The following is a 19,269-nucleotide window of genomic DNA, read 5'->3' on the forward strand; positions in this document are numbered from 1 at the left end:
CGGCAGTGGAAACTCTTCGGCCGTGGAAGCTATGACGGACTGGAGCTATTCGGGAGGAGCACCGAGTTCCAGCGCGTTGATCTCCGCCCTCGCCATGCGGACCGTTTCCCGGTCGGTGACGGTATAGGCAGTGGTGTCGGCAACGTCCTGCGCACCCAGGGACAAGGTTCTTTGCCCCAATGTGGAGACGGTTCTTTTGGCGGACATATGAACGGCCGAGAGGCCGGCCGCGTGCATCGCCGGGATGTCACCAAGCTTCAGTCCGCCGCCGGCCATGATCTCCAAGGCTCCCCCGGCCCGCTCCACCATCTCGGAAAGGTTGGCAATGCCTGCACCTGCTGTGGCCTCGTGGCCAGACGTGAGTACCCGGGTGAAGCCGAGTTCAAGCAAGTGATCAAGGGTGGCCAACGGGTCCCGTGATTGGTCGATCGCTCGATGGAAGGTCAACTGCGCTTCAGGGTTGCCCTGCCGGGCAGAATCCACCAGGCGTTGGACCGCGTGAACATCGATGTCGCCCTCTGCGGTCAGGGCGCCCACGACTATGCCGTGGGCGCCCTGAGCCAGCAGGTGACGTACTTCGTGCACCATGGTGTCCACATCCGAGGCGGAGTAGTGGAAATCGCCGGGACGGCATCTCACGAGCGGATGGATCTCAAGGCGCCCGGCAACGTGTTCAATGCTGGCTTCCATGAGTCCTTGGCTCGGTGTGATGCCACCAAGTTCCAGGCTGCTGCAGAGCTCAACCCGATCGGCACCCTCGGACGCGGCCGTACCGGCGCCCGCCGCGCTCACCACGGCGATTTCAAGTTTCATGGTGAAACTCTACGCGCGGTAACGCTCCAGCTTTTCCTTCTGGTCCGCAGTGAGCCTGAGGACCCTCCCGGTAGCTTCCGCCACGAAGGCCAGGTGTGTAACGGCCTTGACGCAGTCTTCCCTTGTGACGGGGTCCTTGATGACGTAGTGAAGATCAAAGCTGGCCCCCTTGACGACGCCAACCCAAATCTCCACCACTGCCGGGATGTTGCGGTATTCCAACGTCCGCACGTACCGGACTTTGTGCTCCACTACCAACGTCATGGTGCCCTCTTCAACATCATTGAAGAGGGCAGCCGGTGGTTCTACCCCTGGAAGGCCAGCACCTCGTGGTGGTCCGAAGGCCGCAATTCGGGCTTCTTCCAGCATCCGTACAATCTGCACATTGTTGATATGCCCATACGCATCCATGTCACCCCAGCGCATGGGTACGAGTACCTCAATGCGCTGGGGTGCCACGGAATTCTGGGCTTGCACCCCGGTGCTCAGGGAATCCGCGCTCAGCTGTGCACCGCCGTCGAATCATCCACGGCGGTCTCTTCCTCACCGGCAAACTGGGACATGTAGAGGCGGTAGTAGGCGCCTTGGAGCACCAGCAGCTGGTTGTGGTTGCCCTGCTCCACGATCTGCCCGTTCTCCATCACCAGGATCGTATCGGCGTCGCGGATAGTGGACAAACGGTGCGCGATCACGAAGCTCGTGCGGTCCGTGCGGAGGGCGGCCATGGCCTTCTGCAGCAGCAGCTCAGTACGGGTATCCACCGAGCTCGTAGCTTCATCAAGGATCAACAGTGACGGATCGGAGACGAAAGCACGTGCGATGGTGATGAGCTGCTTCTCACCTGCACTGACGTTATTGCCTTCTTCGTCGATGATCGTCTGGTAGCCGTCCGGGAGGGCCCGGACGAAGCGGTCCACGTAAGTGGCCTTGGCCGCTTCCATGATTTGTGCCTCGGTGGCGTCCAGGTTGCCGTACTTGATGTTGTCGTAGATGGTCCCGCCGAAGAGCCAGGCATCCTGCAGCACCATGCCCACCTTGGACCGCAGCTCGGAGCGGCTGAGGTCCTTGATGTCCACGCCGTCCAAGGTGATGCGTCCGGCATTGAGCTCGTAGAAGCGCATTACCAGGTTCACCAGGGTGGTCTTTCCGGCCCCGGTGGGTCCGACGATCGCCACGGTGTGGCCAGGCTCCGCGCTGAAGGACAGGTCCTCGATGAGGGGCTTGTCCTCCACATAGCTGAAGGAGACGTGCTCGAACTCCACGTGGCCATCGGTCTTTGCAGGCAGGTGGCGGGTACCGGTCTCTTCAACTTCTTCGTCGGCGTCCAGGAATTCGAAAACGCGCTCGGCCGAGGCCACACCGGACTGCAGCATGTTGGCCATGCCGGCGATCTGGCCGAGCGGCTGGGTGAATTCCCGCGAGTACTGGATGAATGCCGTGGCATCGCCAAGGCTCATCGAACCTGAGGCAACCCGCAGGCCGCCCACCACTGCAATGCCGACATAGGACAGGTAGGACACGAAGTTCATGGCCGGGAAAATTACGCCGGAAACAAACTGGGCACCGAACGACGCCTTGTACAGGGCCTCATTGCGTTCATCGAAGCGCACCAGCATGTCAGCATCACGGCCAAACACCTTGACCAGGTCATGCCCGGAGAATGATTCCTCGATCTGGCCATTGAGCGAGCCGGTGTTCTTCCACTGTGCAGCGAAGAGCTTCTGGCTCCTGGCACCAATGACGCCGGCCATGACACCGGAGAGTGGCAGCGCGATCAGTGCGATCAGTGCCAGTTCCCAGGACACGATGAACATCATCACCGTGATGCCCAGCACCGTAAGCACCGAGCTGACCAACTGTGCGAACGCCTGCTGCAGTCCCTGCTGGACGTTGTCGACGTCGTTCGTAACGCGGGACAGGATGTCGCCGCGCTGGCGAGTGTCGAAGTAGTTCAGCGGGAGCCTGTTGAGCTTTTCCTGGACGTCATTACGGAGCTTCTTAATGACGCGCATGACGATCCTGTTGAGCAGCCAGCCCTGCGCCCACAGGAAGATGTTGGCCACAAAGTACATCAAGAGCACGATCGAAATGAGGAACGTCAGCTTGGGGAAATTGATCCCGTTGGTGAGTTCCATCTTGGAGACCATGTCCGCAAAGTTCTCTTGGCCTTGCTGGCGCATGAGCTCCACGAACTGTTCCTGGGAGACTCCCGGCGGGAGCTGCTTGCCCATGACGCCGCCGAAGATCACGTCCATGGCACTGCCCAGAATCTTGGGTGCAATCACATTCAGGACCACCGAGACCACCACAAGGCCGATCACGATATAGACGCCCACACTCTCAGGCTTCAACAAGCCCATGAGTCGCTTGGCCGATGGCCAGAACTCCTTGGCTTTCTTGGCGGGAACATCGCCGAACATACCGCCATCGGCTTCCGAAGGGACGTACTCCTCCTCTACGAAGTCGTCGTCATCAAGTGCCTCGGTTGCCACGTCTGCCTCGTCTTTAGCCTGGGCATTCTTCGCGGCCTCTGCCTTGGCAGCCCAGCCACGCTTCTTCTGCTGGTTCTGCTCGCTCATGCGACTTCCTCTACACTCAGCTGGGATTCAACGATTTCCTGGTAGGTAGGCGAGGTTTCCAGCAGTTCGTCGTGCGTTCCGCGGTCCACGATCCGGCCGTTATCCAGAACCAGGATCTCGTCCGCATCGGCAATGGTCGAGACGCGTTGGGCAACGATGATGACCGTGGCGTCACGTGTCTTGGCCTTCAAGGCCTTCCGGAGCCTGGCATCTGTGGCAACGTCCAAGGCTGAGAAAGAATCGTCAAACAGATAGACATTCGGCTTGGTGACCAGGGCCCTTGCAATGGAAAGGCGCTGGCGCTGGCCGCCGGACACATTGGTGCCGCCCTGGGCGATCCGCCGGTTCAGGCCGGATGACTTTTCCTCAACGAAGCCCTTGGCCTGCGCGGTCTCCAGCGCCTCCCAGAGTTCCTCGTCGGTGGCCTCGGGCTTGCCAAAGCGCAGGTTGTGCTCGATGGTCCCGGAGAAAAGATACGGCTTCTGCGGCACGGCCGAGACGCGGCTGGTGATCTCCGACGCGTCCAGTTCGGTGACTGGGACGCCGTCGAGCAGGACATCACCTGAGGCGACATCGTAAAGCCGCGGGAGCAGGGAGACCAGGGTGGTCTTGCCTGCGCCCGTGGAACCGATGATCGCAAGGGTCTTGCCCGGCTCAGCGGTGAAGGAAATGTTGCTCAGCACCGGCGCCTCGGCTCCGGGGTACTTGAAGGTGACGTCGCGGAACTCCACGCGTCCCTTCTTTTCGGCCGGAACCACGGGGGATGTCGGGTTGTGGATTGAAGGCTCCACGTCCAGCACCTCGCCGATTCGGTCTGCACAGACGGAAGCACGGGGAATCATCATGGCCATGAAGGTTCCCATCATGACTGCCATCAGGATCTGGAGGAGGTATTGAAGGAAAGCAGTCAGGGAACCTACCTGCATGTCGCCGGAGTCCACACGCTGACCGCCGAACCACAGCACCGCCGCAGTAGAGAGGTGCAGGATCATGCCGATGGCCGGGAACATCAGGACAAAGAGATTGCCGATCTTCACGGAGACGGCGGTGAGGTCCTGGTTGGCGTCACCGAAACGCTTGGCCTCATAGGGTTCGCGCACAAAGGCACGGACAACCCGGATACCAATGATTTGCTCGCGCAGCACACCGTTGATGGCGTCGATCTTGGTCTGCATTGAACGGAACAGCGGCATCAGGCGAACCACGAGGTAGCCCACGACTGCCACCAGGAGGGGCACGGAAACCCAGACCAACCAGGACAGGCTGAGGTCCTCGCGGAGGGCCATGATGATGCCACCCACGCACATGATGGGTGTGGAGACCATGAAGTTCAGGCCCATCAGCACCAGCATCTGGACCTGCTGGACATCGTTGGTGCCGCGGGTGATCAGCGTAGGAGCACCAAAGCGGTTCACGTCCTGGGCGGAAAAACTGCTCACTTGGCGGTAGACGCTGCGCCGGAGGTCCCGGCCGATCGCCATCGCTGTCCGCGCACCGAAGTAGACGGCCGCGACGGCGGTGAGCACCTGAGCCAGTGCGACGGCGAGCATCAGCGCGCCGGTCCGCCAAATGAAGTCGGTGTCGCCGCGGGAGACTCCCTCATCAATGATTTTGGCGTTGAGGCTTGGGAGGTAGAGCGTGGCAATGGTGGACGCCAACTGGAATATGAGGACGGCCACTATCTGCGGCAAATACGGCTTGGAGTAGCGCCGTATAAGGGTGACAAGCATGCCCACGGTCCTTAGAAAGAGTGCGTGAATGAAGTAAGAGAAGTCTTGCAGCAGGGGCTGACAGTATTAGCCTCCCTACTCTACGAAATCCGTTGCCTCGGCGAAACAACCTAGGGAAAAGATCATCCCAGCGGAGTATTTCCCGTGTCGGATGTGCTCCCGCTGGCGCAGGCTGGACCAGCCGCTGCAGGCAACAAAAACGCCGGCTGGTCACCCAGCCGGCGCTTCGGTCCCGCCCTCGTTCGCCCCGCCCTCGTTCGCCCAGCCCCGGGGGTAGGCCAGGAGTTTCGAACATGGACAGGATCTGTGGTGTTTAGCCTGCGTGCTTGCCGTGGTCTGAACGTGCTTCCTGCGCTTGGACGCCTTGGAGGAGCATCAACGCCATGCGTTCCTGCTGTCTGCGTTCGCGCTTGAGTTCCTTACGGAGTGCGGACAGTTCGTTGGCAGTGCGTGCCTGCTGCTCCGCGACCGTCTGCTGCTCCCGCAATCGGGCCTGCAGTTCAACGTTGGCCCGGCTGAGCTGCAATTGCTGTTCGGCCAGGACGTACTGGGTGCGGGACAGTTGTTCCTGCAATTCCTTGACGTCGGCAGTTGACTGGGGGCGTTCCTGGGTCAGGATCCGCGCGAATTCGAGGTCAAGATCGGAACCGGAGTCCGTGGTCGGACCCTGACGCTCCCCCGCCGGAACCTGACGGCCGCTGCCTGAAACGACGGGCTCGGCACCCAAGCGGCGTGCGCCGTCGTCGGGCTTCCCAACCTGAGCGACGCCGGCGTCAGCGGTATCCAAGGAAGCGGCATCCAGGGAAGTGGTATCCAGGGACATGGCAGCATCTCCGGACGCCGTCGCCACGAGTTCCTTCTCCGGTGCCGCATCGACAGTGCGCCGCAGCGGGCGTTCCTTGATGAAGAGCACGGCCAGGAGTGCCACGACGCTGATGATCGCGGAGATCAGGAAGATCTGGGCGGTGGCATCGCCGTAAGCCGCCCGCATGATCTCAGCGATGGGCGCGGGCATGTCGGCCAGGTCCATGCTGGCACCAGACCCGCCACCTTGAACCGGAATACCGGCGGCGGCCATCCCTTGAACGGCCAGGTCCTTCACGTGGTTGGACATGATGGCACCAAGGACGGACACACCGATTGCGCCACCCACAGAGCGGAAGAAGGCCACCGAGGCACTGGCCGTTCCAATGTCCTTGGCCTGGACCGTGTTCTGCACGGCGAGCACCAGGTTCTGCATGAGCATGCCCAAGCCGAGGCCGAACACACCGGTGTAGATGGCAACGATCCACAGTTCAGTGGTGTGGTCCATGGTGCCGGCGAAGGCGAGGCCGCCGATCAGGAGCACGGAGCCTGCGATCAGGAACCGCTTCCATTTGCCAAAGCGGCTGATCAGGACGCCCGATGCCACAGAACCAATGAGGTTGCCGGCGATCATTGGCAGCGTCAACAGGCCAGCCTCAGTGGGTGTGGCTCCACGGGCAACCTGGAAGTACTGGCCGAGGAACGTAGAGGATCCGAACATGGCGATACCGACCGCGATCGACGCGATGATGGCAAGTGCCGTGGTGCGCTCGGAGATGATCTTGAGCGGAATGATCGGCTGGGCAACCTTGGTTTCCACCAGCACCAGCAACGCCAGCAGCACTACGCCGCCGCCCACCATGAGGGCTGACTGCCAGGAGAACCAGTCGTAGTAGTCCGGGTTGCCGGCGAAGGAAACCCAGATCAGGAGCAGGCTTACGCCGGAGGTCAGCAGGATGGAGCCGAGCCAGTCGATCTTGGCAGGACGCTTGATGTGCTGGATCTTCAGGGTCACCTGAAGCAAAATGAGCGCAATCACAGCCAGTGGCACGCAGACGAAGAAGGTCCAGCGCCAGCCGAGCGGGCTGTCCACAATGAAACCACCCAGCAGCGGGCCGCCGGCAGTGCCCACCGCCATCACGGCACCCATGTAGCCGGAGTACTTACCACGATCCCGCGGCGGGATCATGGAACCGATGATTGCCTGGGCCAGGGCGGTGAGGCCACCCATGGCGATGCCTTGAATGACACGCGCAGTAAGCAGAAGCGGAATCGTCTCGGACAAGCCGGCCATGACGGAACCAGCCACGAAGATAATGATGCTCAGCTGAACCAGGAGCTTCTTGTCGAAGAGGTCAGCGAGCTTTCCCCAGATGGGTGTAGTGGCTGCGTTCGCCAGCAAAGCGGCGGTGATGACCCAGGCGAAGTCAGTTTGCGTGCCCTTGAGTTCGGACATGATGGTTGGCAGCGCATTGGCGACGATTGTGCTGCTGAGGATTGCGGTGAAGAAGGCAGCGAGAAGACCTGTGAGGGCTTCCATGATTTGCCGGTGGGTCATGGGTGCTGCGGTATTCCCCAGGGCGGCATTTTGAATTGGTGTGGCCATGCGTGGCTCCTAAGCTGTGTGAGTCGTCGTAGTGGAGCCGGCCGCCGTTGCCCGGATTGAGTCCTTGAGGGACGTGGTGAGTTTGTTGATGACCTGGGAGGCCTCGAGGGCGTCAGCCTCGCTCCAATCCGCCAGGTAATCCCGCAGCCTCACGCTGCGTTGTTCTTCGAAGTCGCGCAGCTTCGCCGCGCCATCCTCCGTCAAAGCAAGGAGCTGGGCCCTGCCGTCCGCCGGATCAGGCCGCCTGGCGACGAAGCCAAGTTCCTCGAGTTCAGCGACATGCCTGCTCAGGACCGGCGCGCTGACACCCAGGCGCGCAGCCAGTGCTGTTGCCCGGGTCTCCCCCTCGCCGATAAAGCGCATGACGCCTTGGACCGCCATCCCGACGTCGGGAACGCGGGCCATGTGGGCGGTTACCACGCAGCGCAGAGTGCGCTGGAGGTCGAATATTTGATGCACAAGATCGGTTGCTGTGGCAGAACCGACGGACATGGAAAACACCCCTTTTTTGTTTGCCTAGAGCAACTATAGCTCATATTGATTGCTTTGGGAAACTAAAGAAGCGACTGGACCCTTAAAAGCATCAAGCCCCGCACGGATAGCGTGCGGGGCTTGATCCTGGGTACTTAGTGGTCCAGATGGGTGGGGCCGAACATCTTCAGCAGCGTCTCAACCACGACGACGTTGGGGCCGTCAGCTTCGAAGGACTCCTTGAGAGCGTCCTCCACTTCCTCCGGTGCCACCCGGCGGGCCGGAACACCGAAGGACTCGGCCAGCTTCACGAAATCCGGTCGTGCAAGCTCGGTGGCCGTGGCCTTGCCGAAAGCGCCCACCATGTATTCGCGGAGGATGCCGTAGCCGCCGTCGTCCACGATCAGCCAGGTGACCGGGATGTTGTGCTGCTTCGCCGTGGCAAGTTCGGAGATGGAGTACATGGAGGAACCGTCACCGGAAACAGCCAGCACCCTTCCGGGTTTGCCGGTGGTTTCCAGTCCCACGGCACCGCCAATTGCGGCGGGGAATCCGTAGCCCAGGCCGCCAGCACCCTGCGCGGAATGGAACTGGCCCTCGCGGGCGTCCCAGCAGCTCCATCCCCAGTAAGCGGAGATGGTCATGTCCCAAAAGGTCTGCATGTCGGCGGGAACAGCTTCCCGGATATCGGCCATGAACTTCAGTTCCTTGGCGAGGTCCTGCGATTCCAGGCGGGCCTTCACCTTAGCCAGGGATTCCTTCACCAGGTCTTCCGGGGTGGTGCCATGCCAGGAGCGCGTTGCCTTATCCGCTGCTCCTGCCGCCGAGAGCGCTTCATCCAAGGCTGCGAGGGCCTGCCCGGCGTCGGCGCGGATGCCCAGACCGGGCCGGTTGGATTCGAGGACGCGGGGTTCGGCGTCGATCTGGATGATGCGGCCGCGGGGTTCGAACGTGAAGTAATTGGAGGTCACTTCACCCAGGGACGAACCGATGACGATGAGTACGTCGGCATCTTCCAGGACATCGGTCATGTACCGGTCCTCGATCCACGACTGCAGGGACAACTCATGCTTCCACGGAAACGCTCCGTTGCCGCCAGGGGTGCAGATGACGGGAGCGCGCAGCTGCTCGGCAATGGAGAACAGCGACTTCTCAGCCCGGCCACGGCGCGTACCGCCACCTGCGATGATCGCCGGACGTTCCGCCGTCGAAAGCCACTTCACGGCCTCGCGAATCAGCTCGACGCGCGGCGGGTTGTCCGCGGCCTCGGCGAGCGCGTCCTCCACCGGCGGGACCATGATCGGATCCAGCAGGACGTTCTGCGGGATCTCGATCCATACGGGGCCCTGTGGTGAGGAAATCGCCTCGGTCCAAGCGTCCTGGATGGCCGATGGGATGCCCGAGGCATGCTGGATCAGGCGCTGGCTCTTGGTGACATTCGCAGCCGAAGCCTTCTGGTCATCCAGCTGGTGCAGCATGCCCTTGCGGCGAGCGCCAAGGCCCTCAAGCGGAATCTGGCTGGCAACAACCACCATCGGAACACCGGTGGCGTAGGCCTCCTGCAAACCAGCAAGGGACGTCAGCGCGCCGGGACCGGTGGACAGGAACAGCACGCCCACTTCGCCGGTTGCGCGGGAGTAGCCATCAGCTGCGAATGCCGAATTGTTCTCCACTCGCGAAGACACGAAGTGCAGGTTGCCGCGGCCCATGGCGTCAAAGAGACCCAACGCGTGCTGGCCCGGGATACCAAAGACAGTCTTCGCGCCAAGCGCTTCGAGGGTCTCGACGACGAGGTCCCCACCGTTGCGCTGATCAGTGCCCTTGGTGGGCGCGGCAGTGCCCGGATCGAAATCGATCATCGCGTCTCTCCAGTCGTGCCGGTTGCCTGGGCGAGTTCTGCGATTCGTGCACCGAGAGCCTGCTGGGCGTAGCCGTTCGGCGCGCCGTGACCATCACCTTCCACGGCGTTGTCTGCCATGAGGGTTACCAGTTCATAAGCAACGTGGCTGCCGGCAACGCCCGTGATTTCGGCGTGGTCATAAGCCGGGGCAACTTCCACGATGTCGGCACCGATGAGGTTCATGCCACGGAAACCACGGATGATCTCGAGCAGTTCACGGCTGGTGATGCCGCCGGCTTCGGGGGTACCGGTGCCGGGCGCGTGTGCCGGATCCAGGACGTCGATGTCCACAGAAATGTACAGCGGACGGTTCCCGATGCGGTCGCGAATCTTGGCCACCGTCTCCAGGACGCCCTGGTAGTAGACGTCCGCGGAGGTGACGATTCCGAAGCCAAAGCGGTGGTCGTCGTCGAGGTCTTTCTTGCCATACAGAGGACCGCGCGTACCCACATGGCTGATTGCCTCCGTGTCCAGGATGCCTTCTTCCACGGCACGGCGGAACGGCGTACCGTGCGTGTATTCAGCGCCAAAGTAGGTGTCCCAGGTGTCCAGGTGTGCGTCGAAGTGGAGCATGGCCACCGGCTCACCGGCGCGCTCTGCTGCTGCCCTCAGGAGCGGAAGGGCGATGGTGTGGTCGCCACCCAGGGTGACGAGCTTGCTGCCGTTGGCCGTGAGGTCCAGGGCGTTCTGCTGGATTGTCTCGATGGCCTCGTTGATGTTGAACGGGTTCACCGCCATGTCACCAGCATCTGCCACTTGGATGTTCTCGAAGGGGCTGACGTCCCAGGCAGGGTTGTACGGACGCAGCAGACGGCTGGCCTCACGCACATGGTTCGCGCCAAAGCGGGCGCCGGGCCGGTAGGAAACACCGGAGTCAAAGGGCACGCCAACAACCGTGACGTCAGCTTTGGATACCTGGTCCAAGCGGGGCAGGCGGGCATAGGTGGCGGCACCGGCGTAGCGCGGGATGCGGGATGAATCGATGGGACCGAGGTTCCCGTTGGCTTCAATACGGAGCTCTTCCAAAATGCGCCACTCCTTAGTGGATAGGTCGAGATGAATCAGTAACTGTGACACCCATCATACACTCAAAGTTTCCTAATACGCATCAGCTGTTTACAAGTTGCTTCTGTCGGTGAGCTCATGTGAGATGCCGGTCACATGAGGCGTAAAGATTTCATAAAAACCGGGGTTGAGCCGCTGACGGCGGCCATACGCTCCTTGCCTAAGCAGCACACTGCTGCCCGAAAGGACAACGTGACCACCCTGACCAGGCCGCCGGCCGATCCTGCAGACCGACTCAAAAAGGCATTCCACCTTAAATCGTGGCTGCTGGAAGGAATGCCGGATACCTCGGGCAAGCGGCAGGGTCCGCACGGACAGCCAGCGGAAGCCCACAAACCGCAAGCTTGGTGGAAGGTCATGTGCCTGACGGGCCTGGACTACTTCTCGACTCTGGGCTACCAGCCTGCAATCGCTGCCCTGGCTGCCGGCTTGCTGTCGCCGTTGGCCACGCTGCTCCTGGTCTTCGTCACCCTGGCTGGCGCACTGCCTGTATACCGTCGCGTTGCCAGGGAAAGTCCTCGGGGCGAGGGTTCCATTGCCATGCTGGAGCGCCTACTTCCTCGATGGGGCGGCAAGTTGTTCGTCCTGGCGCTCCTCGGTTTTGCGGCCACGGATTTCATGATCACCATCACCCTCTCCGCCGCCGACGCGACCGCGCACCTCATTGAGAACCCCTTTGCTCCGCACTTCCTGGAAGGCCAGCAGGTTGTCATCACCCTGGCCCTGATTGCAGGACTGGGCATCGTCTTCCTGCGCGGATTCAAAGAAGCCATCAACGTGGCCGTCGTCCTGGTCGCCGCCTTCCTCGCACTGAACCTCGTGGTGGTCATCGTCTCCATCAGCCACGTGTTCACGGAGGCCCGTGTCATCTCTGACTGGTGGACCGCGCTGAACACGTCCCACGGGGATCCCATCCTGATGATTGCCCTTGCGCTTCTGGTGTTCCCACGGTTGGCCCTTGGCCTCTCGGGGTTCGAGACCGGCGTCGCGGTCATGCCGCAGATCAAGGGACATCCCTCCGATACTGAAGCCAAACCAGCGGGCCGGATCAAGGGCGCCCACAAGCTCCTGACCACCGCCGCCATCATCATGAGCTCGTTCCTCATCACGTCCAGCTTCACCACCGTCATGCTGATCCCGGCCGCAGAATTCGAACCAGGCGGCAAGGCTGATGGACGTGCCCTCGCCTTCCTCGCCCACAAGTTCCTGGGCGATGGATTCGGCACGGTCTACGACGTCAGCACCATCGCTATCCTGTGGTTTGCCGGAGCCTCGGCCATGGCAGGCCTACTGAACCTGGTCCCCAGGTACCTGCCGCGTTACGGCATGGCTCCAGCATGGGTACGCGCACTGCGTCCACTCGTCCTGGTCTTCACAGTCATCGCCTTCATCGTGACGATTATTTTCCAAGCCGACGTCAACGCACAGGGTGGCGCCTATGCCACGGGTGTACTCGTCTTGATCACCTCCGCCTCCATCGCCGTGACACTGTCCGCCCGGCGAAAGAAGCAGCGGGCACAGGTCATCGGCTTCGGCGTGGTTTCCTTGGTCTTCATCTACACCACCGTGGTCAACTCGATCGAGCGTCCGGACGGCCTGAAGATCGCCGCACTGTTCATTCTGGCCATCATGGTGGTGAGCTTCATTTCCCGGATCCGGCGTGCCTTCGAGCTCCGGGCCACGCATATCAAGATGGACCAGGCCGCCCTCGAATTCACTGCGAATAACGTGGACGGACCGGTCCGGATCATCGCCCATGAACCAAAGCACCTCAGCGCCGGGCGGTACCGCGAGAAGCTCCAGCACGCGCAACAGGCCAACCACCTGCCGTTGGATTGCGATGCAGTGTTCATCGAAATCATCGTGGATGACAGCTCAGACTTCGAGCAGGAGCTCCAAGTAGTGGGCAAACTCCGGCACGGGTTCAAGATCCTGGAAGTCCACAGCAACAACGTGCCCAACACCCTTGCCGCCGTCTTGCTTCACATCCGCGACGTCACCGGTTTCATGCCGCACATCTACTTCCGCTGGACCGAGGGCAATCCGATCTCCAACCTCAGCAAGTTCCTGTTCTTCGGCGAGGGCGAGATCGCGCCGGTGACTCGCGAGGTACTGCGTGAAGCTGAGCCAGACATCACCCGCCGGCCCTGGGTCCACGTGGGCTGACTGCGCCGCGTTGCTTGGAAAGACCTAGCGGCTCGCTGCGGGCACCAGAACCCAGAGGACCTCGACGGTTTCGTCCGTGGGATTGACCCAGGTATGGGGTTCCCTGCCTGGGAAGGAGAGGGTGTCCCCTTCTTCGAGGTCATACTCCTCGTTGGTCAGGATGAGTTTGATGCGCCCCTTCACCACGTGCAGGACGTCAACGTCGCAGTCCACGGCGTATAGCTCGTTCTCGCCACGGCCCCGCGGTTCGATGGTGGCCTGAAGGATCTGCAGGCGCCGCTCCGATCGGGCAGTCAACAAACGCTCCACAATGCCCTGGCCACCCAGGGAAATCCGTGGACCGTCGTCGCGCCTGGTGAGGTGCGTTTCCGGAGCGGCAAACAAGTCTCCCACCGAAACTGACAAGACCTGGCAAAGGGTTACGAGGGAAGCGACCGACGGCGATGTCAGGTCCCTCTCGACACGGCTGAGGAAACCCTTGGTCAGCCCCGTGGCGTCCGCCACTTGTTCGATGGTGAGGCGCTGCGCCTGGCGGGCTGCGCGGATTCTGGAACCAATGGCAACGGGAACGTTGCTTGGTTCAACGGGGAGAGCCTTCATTCACGAACCTTTCAGGCCTGTCATTGGGCCCTGTCATTGCAGCAATAGTAGCGGGATCCCACGCTGTGGGAGCCACAAACAGCCCAACGATGACCAAAGCCCCTTGACTGTTACTCCCATCACAACATATCCTCATAGGCAACAAGTGTTGTCTGTGAGGCACACAACACGAACCCAATCTCCCATCATCAGCACGGAGACTTCGGCGATTCCCAGGAGTATCGTCGAAAACCCCAACCTCCGTGCACCAGCTCCAAGGAGCCACTCATGGACTCATCGTTCATAAACATCGCCATTGTGGTGGTGTACCTGCTTGCCATGCTTGCATTCGGTTGGTGGGGCAAGTCCCGCACCAAGAACAACAGCGACTTCCTCGTGGCCGGCCGCCGTCTGGGCCCCTTCCTTTACACCGGAACCATGGCCGCAGTTGTCCTCGGTGGCGCATCCACCGTCGGCGGCGTCGGCTTGGGTTACAAGTTCGGCATTTCGGGGATGTGGCTCGTCGTCGCAATCGGCGCCGGCGTCCTCCTCCTGAGCCTGCTCTTCGCCGGCACCATCCAGCGCCTGAAGATCTACACGGTCTCCCAAATGTTGAGCCTTCGCTACGGCAGCAAGGCCACGCAGACCTCCGGCATCGTGATGCTGGCCTACACCCTCATGCTCTGCGCCACGTCCACCGGCGCCTACGCCACCATCTTTGTCGTCCTCTTCGATTGGCCACGCTGGATGGCGATCGCCGTCGGCGGTGCAATTGTGCTTGTTTACTCGACCATCGGTGGCATGTGGTCCATCACCCTGGCCGACCAGGTCCAGTTCATCATCAAGACCGTGGGCATCTTCTTCCTGATGCTCCCCTTCGTCATGAACGCAGCCGGAGGACTCGACGGCATCCGTGAACGCGTCGACGCGAGCTTCTTCCAGATTGACGGAATCGGTGTCCAGACGATCATCACGTACTTCGTCGTCTACACACTCGGACTCCTGATCGGCCAGGATATCTGGCAGCGCGTCTTCACCGCCAAGACTCCCAAGGTTGCACGCTGGGGCGGAGCGACGGCGGGCGTTTACTGCATCCTCTACGGTGTGGCTGGCGCCTTGATCGGCCTGGCTGCCCGGGTAGCACTCCCCAACATCGATGTGGCAAGCCTTGGCAAGGACGTGGTGTATGCCGAAGTGGCAACGAACATCCTGCCCATCGGCATCGGCGGCCTGGTCATGGCCGCAGCTGTTGCAGCCATGATGTCCACCGCTTCAGGTGCCCTGATTGCCGCCGCCACCGTGGCTCGCGCAGACGTTGTTCCGTTCGTGGCCAGCTGGTTCGGCAAGACCATCAACACCGACGACACCGAAAACCCTGAGCACGACGTCAAGGCCAACCGTTACTGGGTTCTTGGCCTGGGCATCGTTGCGGTGCTGATCTCCATGGCCGCGCAGGACGTGGTGGTTGCCCTCACCATTGCCTACGACATCCTGGTGGGCGGCCTCCTGGTCGCGATTCTGGGCGGCCTCGTCTGGAAGCGCGGAACCGGTATCGCTGCTGCCTGGTCCATGGCAGTGGGCTCCATTTTGACTCTGGCCTTGCTGATTCTTTTCGCCACTGGACTCATCCCGAGCGTCGACGGCGTCTACGCCAACGAACCGATCTACTACGGCCTGGCTGCCTCGTTCGTGGCGTACGTCGTGATTTCCCTCCTCACGCCGCCCACCGAACCCGAAGTTCGGGCGGCTTGGGACAAGCGTGTGGCCGGGGCAGTCTCTGACGAATTGCCCCTGGAAGCCCACCCCGTCAGCAGCCACAACGCCAGCTGAACGGCCCAGCCCCAAGTAATGTTCGACGGCGGCGCCGCCCCTTTTCGGGGCGGCGTCGCCGTCGCGCTTTACCTTGGGTTCCCGAGTTACGGGGCCCGCGTCGAGGACGCTTAGAATTCTTCGTCTTCTTCCCCACGGAATTCTTCGGTTTCATCCAGTGGGACAACCCTCTCGTCGTCATCCGGGACGTCGATTTCCTCTACCCAAGGTTCGTCGACTTCCTGGTCTTCGGCGTAGTCGTAAGCGGGGTCTGACTCGATGGTCTCCCGTTCCGTGTGGTTGGCGTGCGGTTCGGTGGTGTCCATACTGCAACCTCCGTCTGGTGGGCTGGCAAGTAGCCTGCTGAGACGAGTACGGGGAGGGCCCCCGCCCCTGTCCTTCCATCTGAGCACTGTGCTTGAAGAGGGTCAAGGCATGCCCGGAGCAAGGCAGGATCGCGCCCGGAATTAAGGCACACCGAACATTCCAGCTAAGGAATACCGGCCAAAAATCCGCGCCAATAAGCGGTACAGTGGGCGTTGCAATGGGGCCGCAACTACCCCACCCAGCACAGGAGAGAAAGTGCAAAAGCACCAGGAATCCCACGGTTCGTCGAGCCCCGCTCCGGACCCCACCCCCGGATCCGGAACACCGCCCCAACCAGTCCCGCCCACGCCTGCGGACATCAGGCGCTGGCGTCAATACCTGGCCGACGAACGTGCCGAAGCCGCCGTCTACCGGGAGCTCGCCCAGCGTCGCGACGGCGAGGAACGCCAGATCCTGCTCGCCTTGGCCGAGGCAGAGGGAAGGCACGAGGCACACTGGCTCAAGCTCCTCGGAGAACACGCCGGAATGCCGAAGGGAGCCTCCACCCGTAGCCAGCTACTCGGCTTCCTGGCCCGGCACTTCGGCTCCGTCTTCGTGCTCGCGTTGGCTCAGCGCGCGGAAGGCCGCTCCCCTTACGGTGCCGAACCCGCCGCGACCCCGGCCATGGTTGCCGACGAACAAATCCACGAAGAAGTTGTCCGCGGCCTTGCTACGCGCGGACGTAACAGGCTCTCCGGTACCTTCCGTGCCGCTGTTTTTGGCGCCAACGATGGCTTGGTGAGCAACCTTTCACTGGTCATGGGCATGGCCGCAACCGGCGTTCCCAGCCCGGTGGTCCTCATGAGCGGCGTGGCAGGATTGCTGGCTGGCGCCCTCTCCATGGGCGCCGGCGAGTACGTTTCCGTCCGCTCGCAACGGGAGTTGCTCAACGCCACGCTGCCCACGCAGGCTACCCTCACGGCCGCCCCTTCTCTGGACATTGAACACAATGAGCTGGTGCTGGTGTATTTGGCCAGGGGCATGACCCGCGAGGCCGCCGAGCACCGCGCCGCCGAACGCATGGGACTCTTCAGTTGCGACTGCGATCCAAGCCTTTCCTTGCAACCGGAAAAGGAGCAACCCGCCGACGACCACGAAACCGTGGGGTCTGCCTGGGGCGCTGCGATGTCCAGCTTCTGCTTCTTCGCCTCTGGTGCCATCGTGCCCATCCTTCCGTTTATTTTCGGCATGACGGGTGTGGCTGCGCTGACAGTAGCCGCGGTGCTGGTGGGCGTCGCGCTCCTGGCGACTGGCGCCGTCGTCGGACTGTTGTCCGGGACCTCACCGCTGACCCGCGGCTTCCGGCAGTTGGCGATCGGCCTGGGTGCTGCGGCCGCCACCTATGGGCTTGGCCTCGCGTTCGGAACGATGATCGTCTAGGCGGTAATGTTGGTTCGTCCTCCGCGCGGCCCCGCGTGACCGGGGCGGCCCCGCGTGACCGGGGCGTAGGGAATGGAGAACCGTGGATTCGGAGCAGCCGCTGTTGCGCGCGCCAAAACACCGTCGTACGGGCACAACCCTCCGGGTTCTTAGCGGCGTCCTCACGGCCGGTGTCGCCGCCGTCGTGGCTGTGTTCGTCAGCGGCTTGCTCCACGGTGATCCCCGCATTACCAGCCTGCTTCCGGGCGTGGCCCTGCCCAATTCGCCCACGGCTGCCCCAACCCAACAGGCTCGGGCCTTGGACGCGCCCCCTCCAGGAATCGACGAGGCGGACGCCCCGCTGGCATCGCCGCCGCCCCCAGCCAACGCCAGCGATTCGTACAAGTTCCTGGCAACCAACGACGACGGCACTCCGGTTGGGTACTCGCCGTGCCGACCCTTGCACTACGTGGTAAACGACGCCACGGCACCGGAGGGCACCGCTGCCCTGCTTGCCAAAGCAATCGCCAATATTTCCGCGGCGTCCGGAATCCAGTTCGTCAACGATGGCAGCACCGACGAACTTCCCACAGCGAAACGCGAACCGTACCAACCGTCCAAATACGGTGACCGGTGGGCTCCCTTGCTGATTTCATGGACGACGCCCGAGACGGCTCCGGCGCTGGCTGAGAACGTCATCGGTACGGGCGGCAGCACCATGTACTCACTGAACAACGGTGCCAAGAGCTACATCACCGGCAGCCTGGAGCTCGACACCCCGCAAGTGACGGAGCTTCTTGCCCAGGAGGGCGGTTCGGACTACGTGCTGGCTGTCATGCAGCACGAACTGGGGCACGTCATGGGTTTGGATCATGTTGATGATCCGGTTCAGCTGATGTACCCGGAGATCGGCGCCCCTGACGGATTGGCTGCCGGCGACCTGAACGGCCTTCACCTCCTGGCCTCGGCTCCTTGCCGCAAGGACATCTAAGCAGCGCACCTTCTCATGAATCGCCATGGACTCACCGCGCCATCGGTTCTATCCTGACGGAAGCGGCCGACGGCGGCGCTCACCGTCCGATTGGGCCGTCCCGTGAGGGGGTTCGATGGAACCTTATGGGTCGCCAGAGAGGCCAGACCCCTATCCCCCGCCGCCTTATCAGCAGCATGCCACGCCGCCGCCCAGGCCGCCCATCAAACACAGCAGCATCGCGGCCATCCTGTTCTTGATCGGCGTCCTCGCTTTGGTCTGCGCCGGCGCCTACTTCAGCGGCGAACTTCAAAGGTTCTGGTCCGATTCCACGACGCAGAGCCAGACGCCGCACCCCGGGCTGGTTCCCTTTGGCCAGCGTCAGGATCCGCTGCCCGGCTTCGAGGAAGCGGACGCACCCCTGGGCACACCGGCGCCATTGCAGCGAACCAGCACTTCCTACAAATTCCTGGCCGTCAAAGCAGACGGAACTCCCCTGGCATACTCCCCTTGCAGACCGATCCACTACGTGGTCAACTCGGATCTGGCCCCAACGAGTTGGTATTCCATGGTGGAGGACGCCGTCCGGCAGGCCAGCCTCGCCTCCGGGCTGCAGTTCATTTATGACGGTCCGACGTCCGAAATCCCGAGCACCAACAGGGCCGGCTACCAGCCCACCACTTACGGTGACCGCTGGGCGCCTGTGCTCATTGCCTGGACTACACCAGAGCAGGTGCCTCGGCTGACCGGGCAAACGGTCGGCTTGGGCGGAAGCTCTTCCATCGGCCTGAGCAACGGCTATAAGGCCTACGTGACTGGCTCGGTATCGTTGGATGCACCCCAGTTCGCCGGGATCATGGACTCACCCCAAGGCAAGGAAGTGGGCACAGCTGTGATCATGCACGAACTCGGACACGTTCTTGGTTTGGACCATGTGGATGACCCCCGCCAACTGATGTACGACCAAGCCTCGTGGGTTCGAGAGTACGCCGCCGGGGACAAGACGGGCCTTGCCCAACTCGGCTCCGGCCCCTGCAGTAAGGACTTCTAGC

Annotated in this window: 15 protein-coding genes; 5 read left to right on the forward strand and 10 right to left on the reverse strand. The window is 62.2% G+C overall.

What is annotated here, in order from left to right; all coding sequences use genetic code 11:
- Window positions 1-45 precede the first annotated feature (45 nt).
- The 8 genes from AB4Z15_RS17485 to speB form a co-directional block, all read right to left on the reverse strand.
- The gene (locus tag AB4Z15_RS17485) at window positions 46-813 is read right to left on the reverse strand and encodes a copper homeostasis protein CutC (RefSeq protein WP_442018295.1); all 768 of its coding nucleotides are present in this window, start codon (window positions 811-813) and stop codon (window positions 46-48) included.
- Between the two features lie 9 nt (window positions 814-822).
- Entirely contained in the window at window positions 823-1,239 is a 417-nt protein-coding gene (locus tag AB4Z15_RS17490; RefSeq protein ID WP_442018324.1) for an acyl-CoA thioesterase, read from the reverse strand.
- A 74-nt stretch (window positions 1,240-1,313) separates the two neighbouring features.
- On the reverse strand, window positions 1,314-3,392 hold the full coding sequence (locus tag AB4Z15_RS17495; RefSeq protein ID WP_442018296.1) for an ABC transporter ATP-binding protein: 2,079 nt from the start codon (window positions 3,390-3,392) through the stop codon (window positions 1,314-1,316).
- Window positions 3,389-5,122, reverse strand: a complete 1,734-nt coding sequence (locus tag AB4Z15_RS17500; RefSeq protein WP_442018297.1) for an ABC transporter ATP-binding protein — start codon at window positions 5,120-5,122, stop codon at window positions 3,389-3,391. Before AB4Z15_RS17500 ends, AB4Z15_RS17495 begins: the two co-directional genes overlap by 4 nt.
- A gap of 313 nt (window positions 5,123-5,435) precedes the next feature.
- Window positions 5,436-7,532: an MFS transporter gene (locus AB4Z15_RS17505; protein WP_442018298.1), complete on the reverse strand. Its 2,097-nt coding sequence runs from the start codon at window positions 7,530-7,532 to the stop codon at window positions 5,436-5,438.
- A gap of 9 nt (window positions 7,533-7,541) precedes the next feature.
- The gene (locus AB4Z15_RS17510; protein WP_442005847.1) at window positions 7,542-8,024 is read right to left on the reverse strand and encodes a MarR family winged helix-turn-helix transcriptional regulator; all 483 of its coding nucleotides are present in this window, start codon (window positions 8,022-8,024) and stop codon (window positions 7,542-7,544) included.
- Window positions 8,025-8,158: 134 nt separating this feature from the next.
- Window positions 8,159-9,862, reverse strand: coding sequence for a thiamine pyrophosphate-binding protein (locus tag AB4Z15_RS17515; protein WP_442018299.1), 1,704 nt, complete (start codon window positions 9,860-9,862; stop codon window positions 8,159-8,161).
- Window positions 9,859-10,929, reverse strand: a complete 1,071-nt coding sequence (speB, locus tag AB4Z15_RS17520; protein WP_442018300.1) for an agmatinase — start codon at window positions 10,927-10,929, stop codon at window positions 9,859-9,861. Before speB ends, AB4Z15_RS17515 begins: the two co-directional genes overlap by 4 nt.
- 231 nt (window positions 10,930-11,160) lie before the next feature.
- Between speB and AB4Z15_RS17525 the strand changes: the two genes are divergently transcribed.
- On the forward strand, window positions 11,161-13,134 hold the full coding sequence (locus AB4Z15_RS17525) for an amino acid transporter (protein WP_442018301.1): 1,974 nt from the start codon (window positions 11,161-11,163) through the stop codon (window positions 13,132-13,134).
- A 24-nt stretch (window positions 13,135-13,158) separates the two neighbouring features.
- Here AB4Z15_RS17525 and AB4Z15_RS17530 read toward each other — a convergent pair whose 3' ends face one another.
- Window positions 13,159-13,734 carry a helix-turn-helix domain-containing protein gene (locus tag AB4Z15_RS17530; RefSeq protein ID WP_017197669.1) on the reverse strand — a complete coding sequence of 192 codons (576 nt, stop codon included), beginning with the start codon at window positions 13,732-13,734 and terminating at the stop codon, window positions 13,159-13,161.
- A 267-nt stretch (window positions 13,735-14,001) separates the two neighbouring features.
- Here AB4Z15_RS17530 and AB4Z15_RS17535 point away from each other — a divergent pair, with 267 nt between their 5' ends.
- The gene (locus AB4Z15_RS17535) at window positions 14,002-15,543 is read left to right on the forward strand and encodes a sodium:solute symporter (RefSeq protein ID WP_442005843.1); all 1,542 of its coding nucleotides are present in this window, start codon (window positions 14,002-14,004) and stop codon (window positions 15,541-15,543) included.
- A 110-nt stretch (window positions 15,544-15,653) separates the two neighbouring features.
- On the opposite strand, the gene AB4Z15_RS17540 is transcribed toward AB4Z15_RS17535, so the two are convergent.
- On the reverse strand, window positions 15,654-15,848 hold the full coding sequence (locus AB4Z15_RS17540) for a hypothetical protein (RefSeq protein WP_442018302.1): 195 nt from the start codon (window positions 15,846-15,848) through the stop codon (window positions 15,654-15,656).
- A gap of 256 nt (window positions 15,849-16,104) precedes the next feature.
- On the opposite strand from AB4Z15_RS17540, the gene AB4Z15_RS17545 reads away from it, so the two are divergent.
- From AB4Z15_RS17545 to AB4Z15_RS17555, 3 genes are all read left to right on the forward strand, one after another.
- On the forward strand, window positions 16,105-17,268 hold the full coding sequence (locus tag AB4Z15_RS17545; RefSeq protein WP_442018303.1) for a VIT1/CCC1 transporter family protein: 1,164 nt from the start codon (window positions 16,105-16,107) through the stop codon (window positions 17,266-17,268).
- Between the two features lie 82 nt (window positions 17,269-17,350).
- Entirely contained in the window at window positions 17,351-18,238 is an 888-nt protein-coding gene (locus AB4Z15_RS17550; protein ID WP_442018304.1) for a matrixin family metalloprotease, read from the forward strand.
- 115 nt (window positions 18,239-18,353) lie between these two features.
- Window positions 18,354-19,268 (forward strand): matrixin family metalloprotease, encoded by a 915-nt coding sequence (locus AB4Z15_RS17555; RefSeq protein ID WP_442018305.1) that lies wholly within the window; start codon window positions 18,354-18,356, stop codon window positions 19,266-19,268.
- Window position 19,269 lies beyond the last annotated feature (1 nt).

Origin of the sequence: Paenarthrobacter sp. 2TAF44 (assembly GCF_052114885.1) — a bacterium.
Lineage (GTDB): Bacteria > Actinomycetota > Actinomycetes > Actinomycetales > Micrococcaceae > Arthrobacter.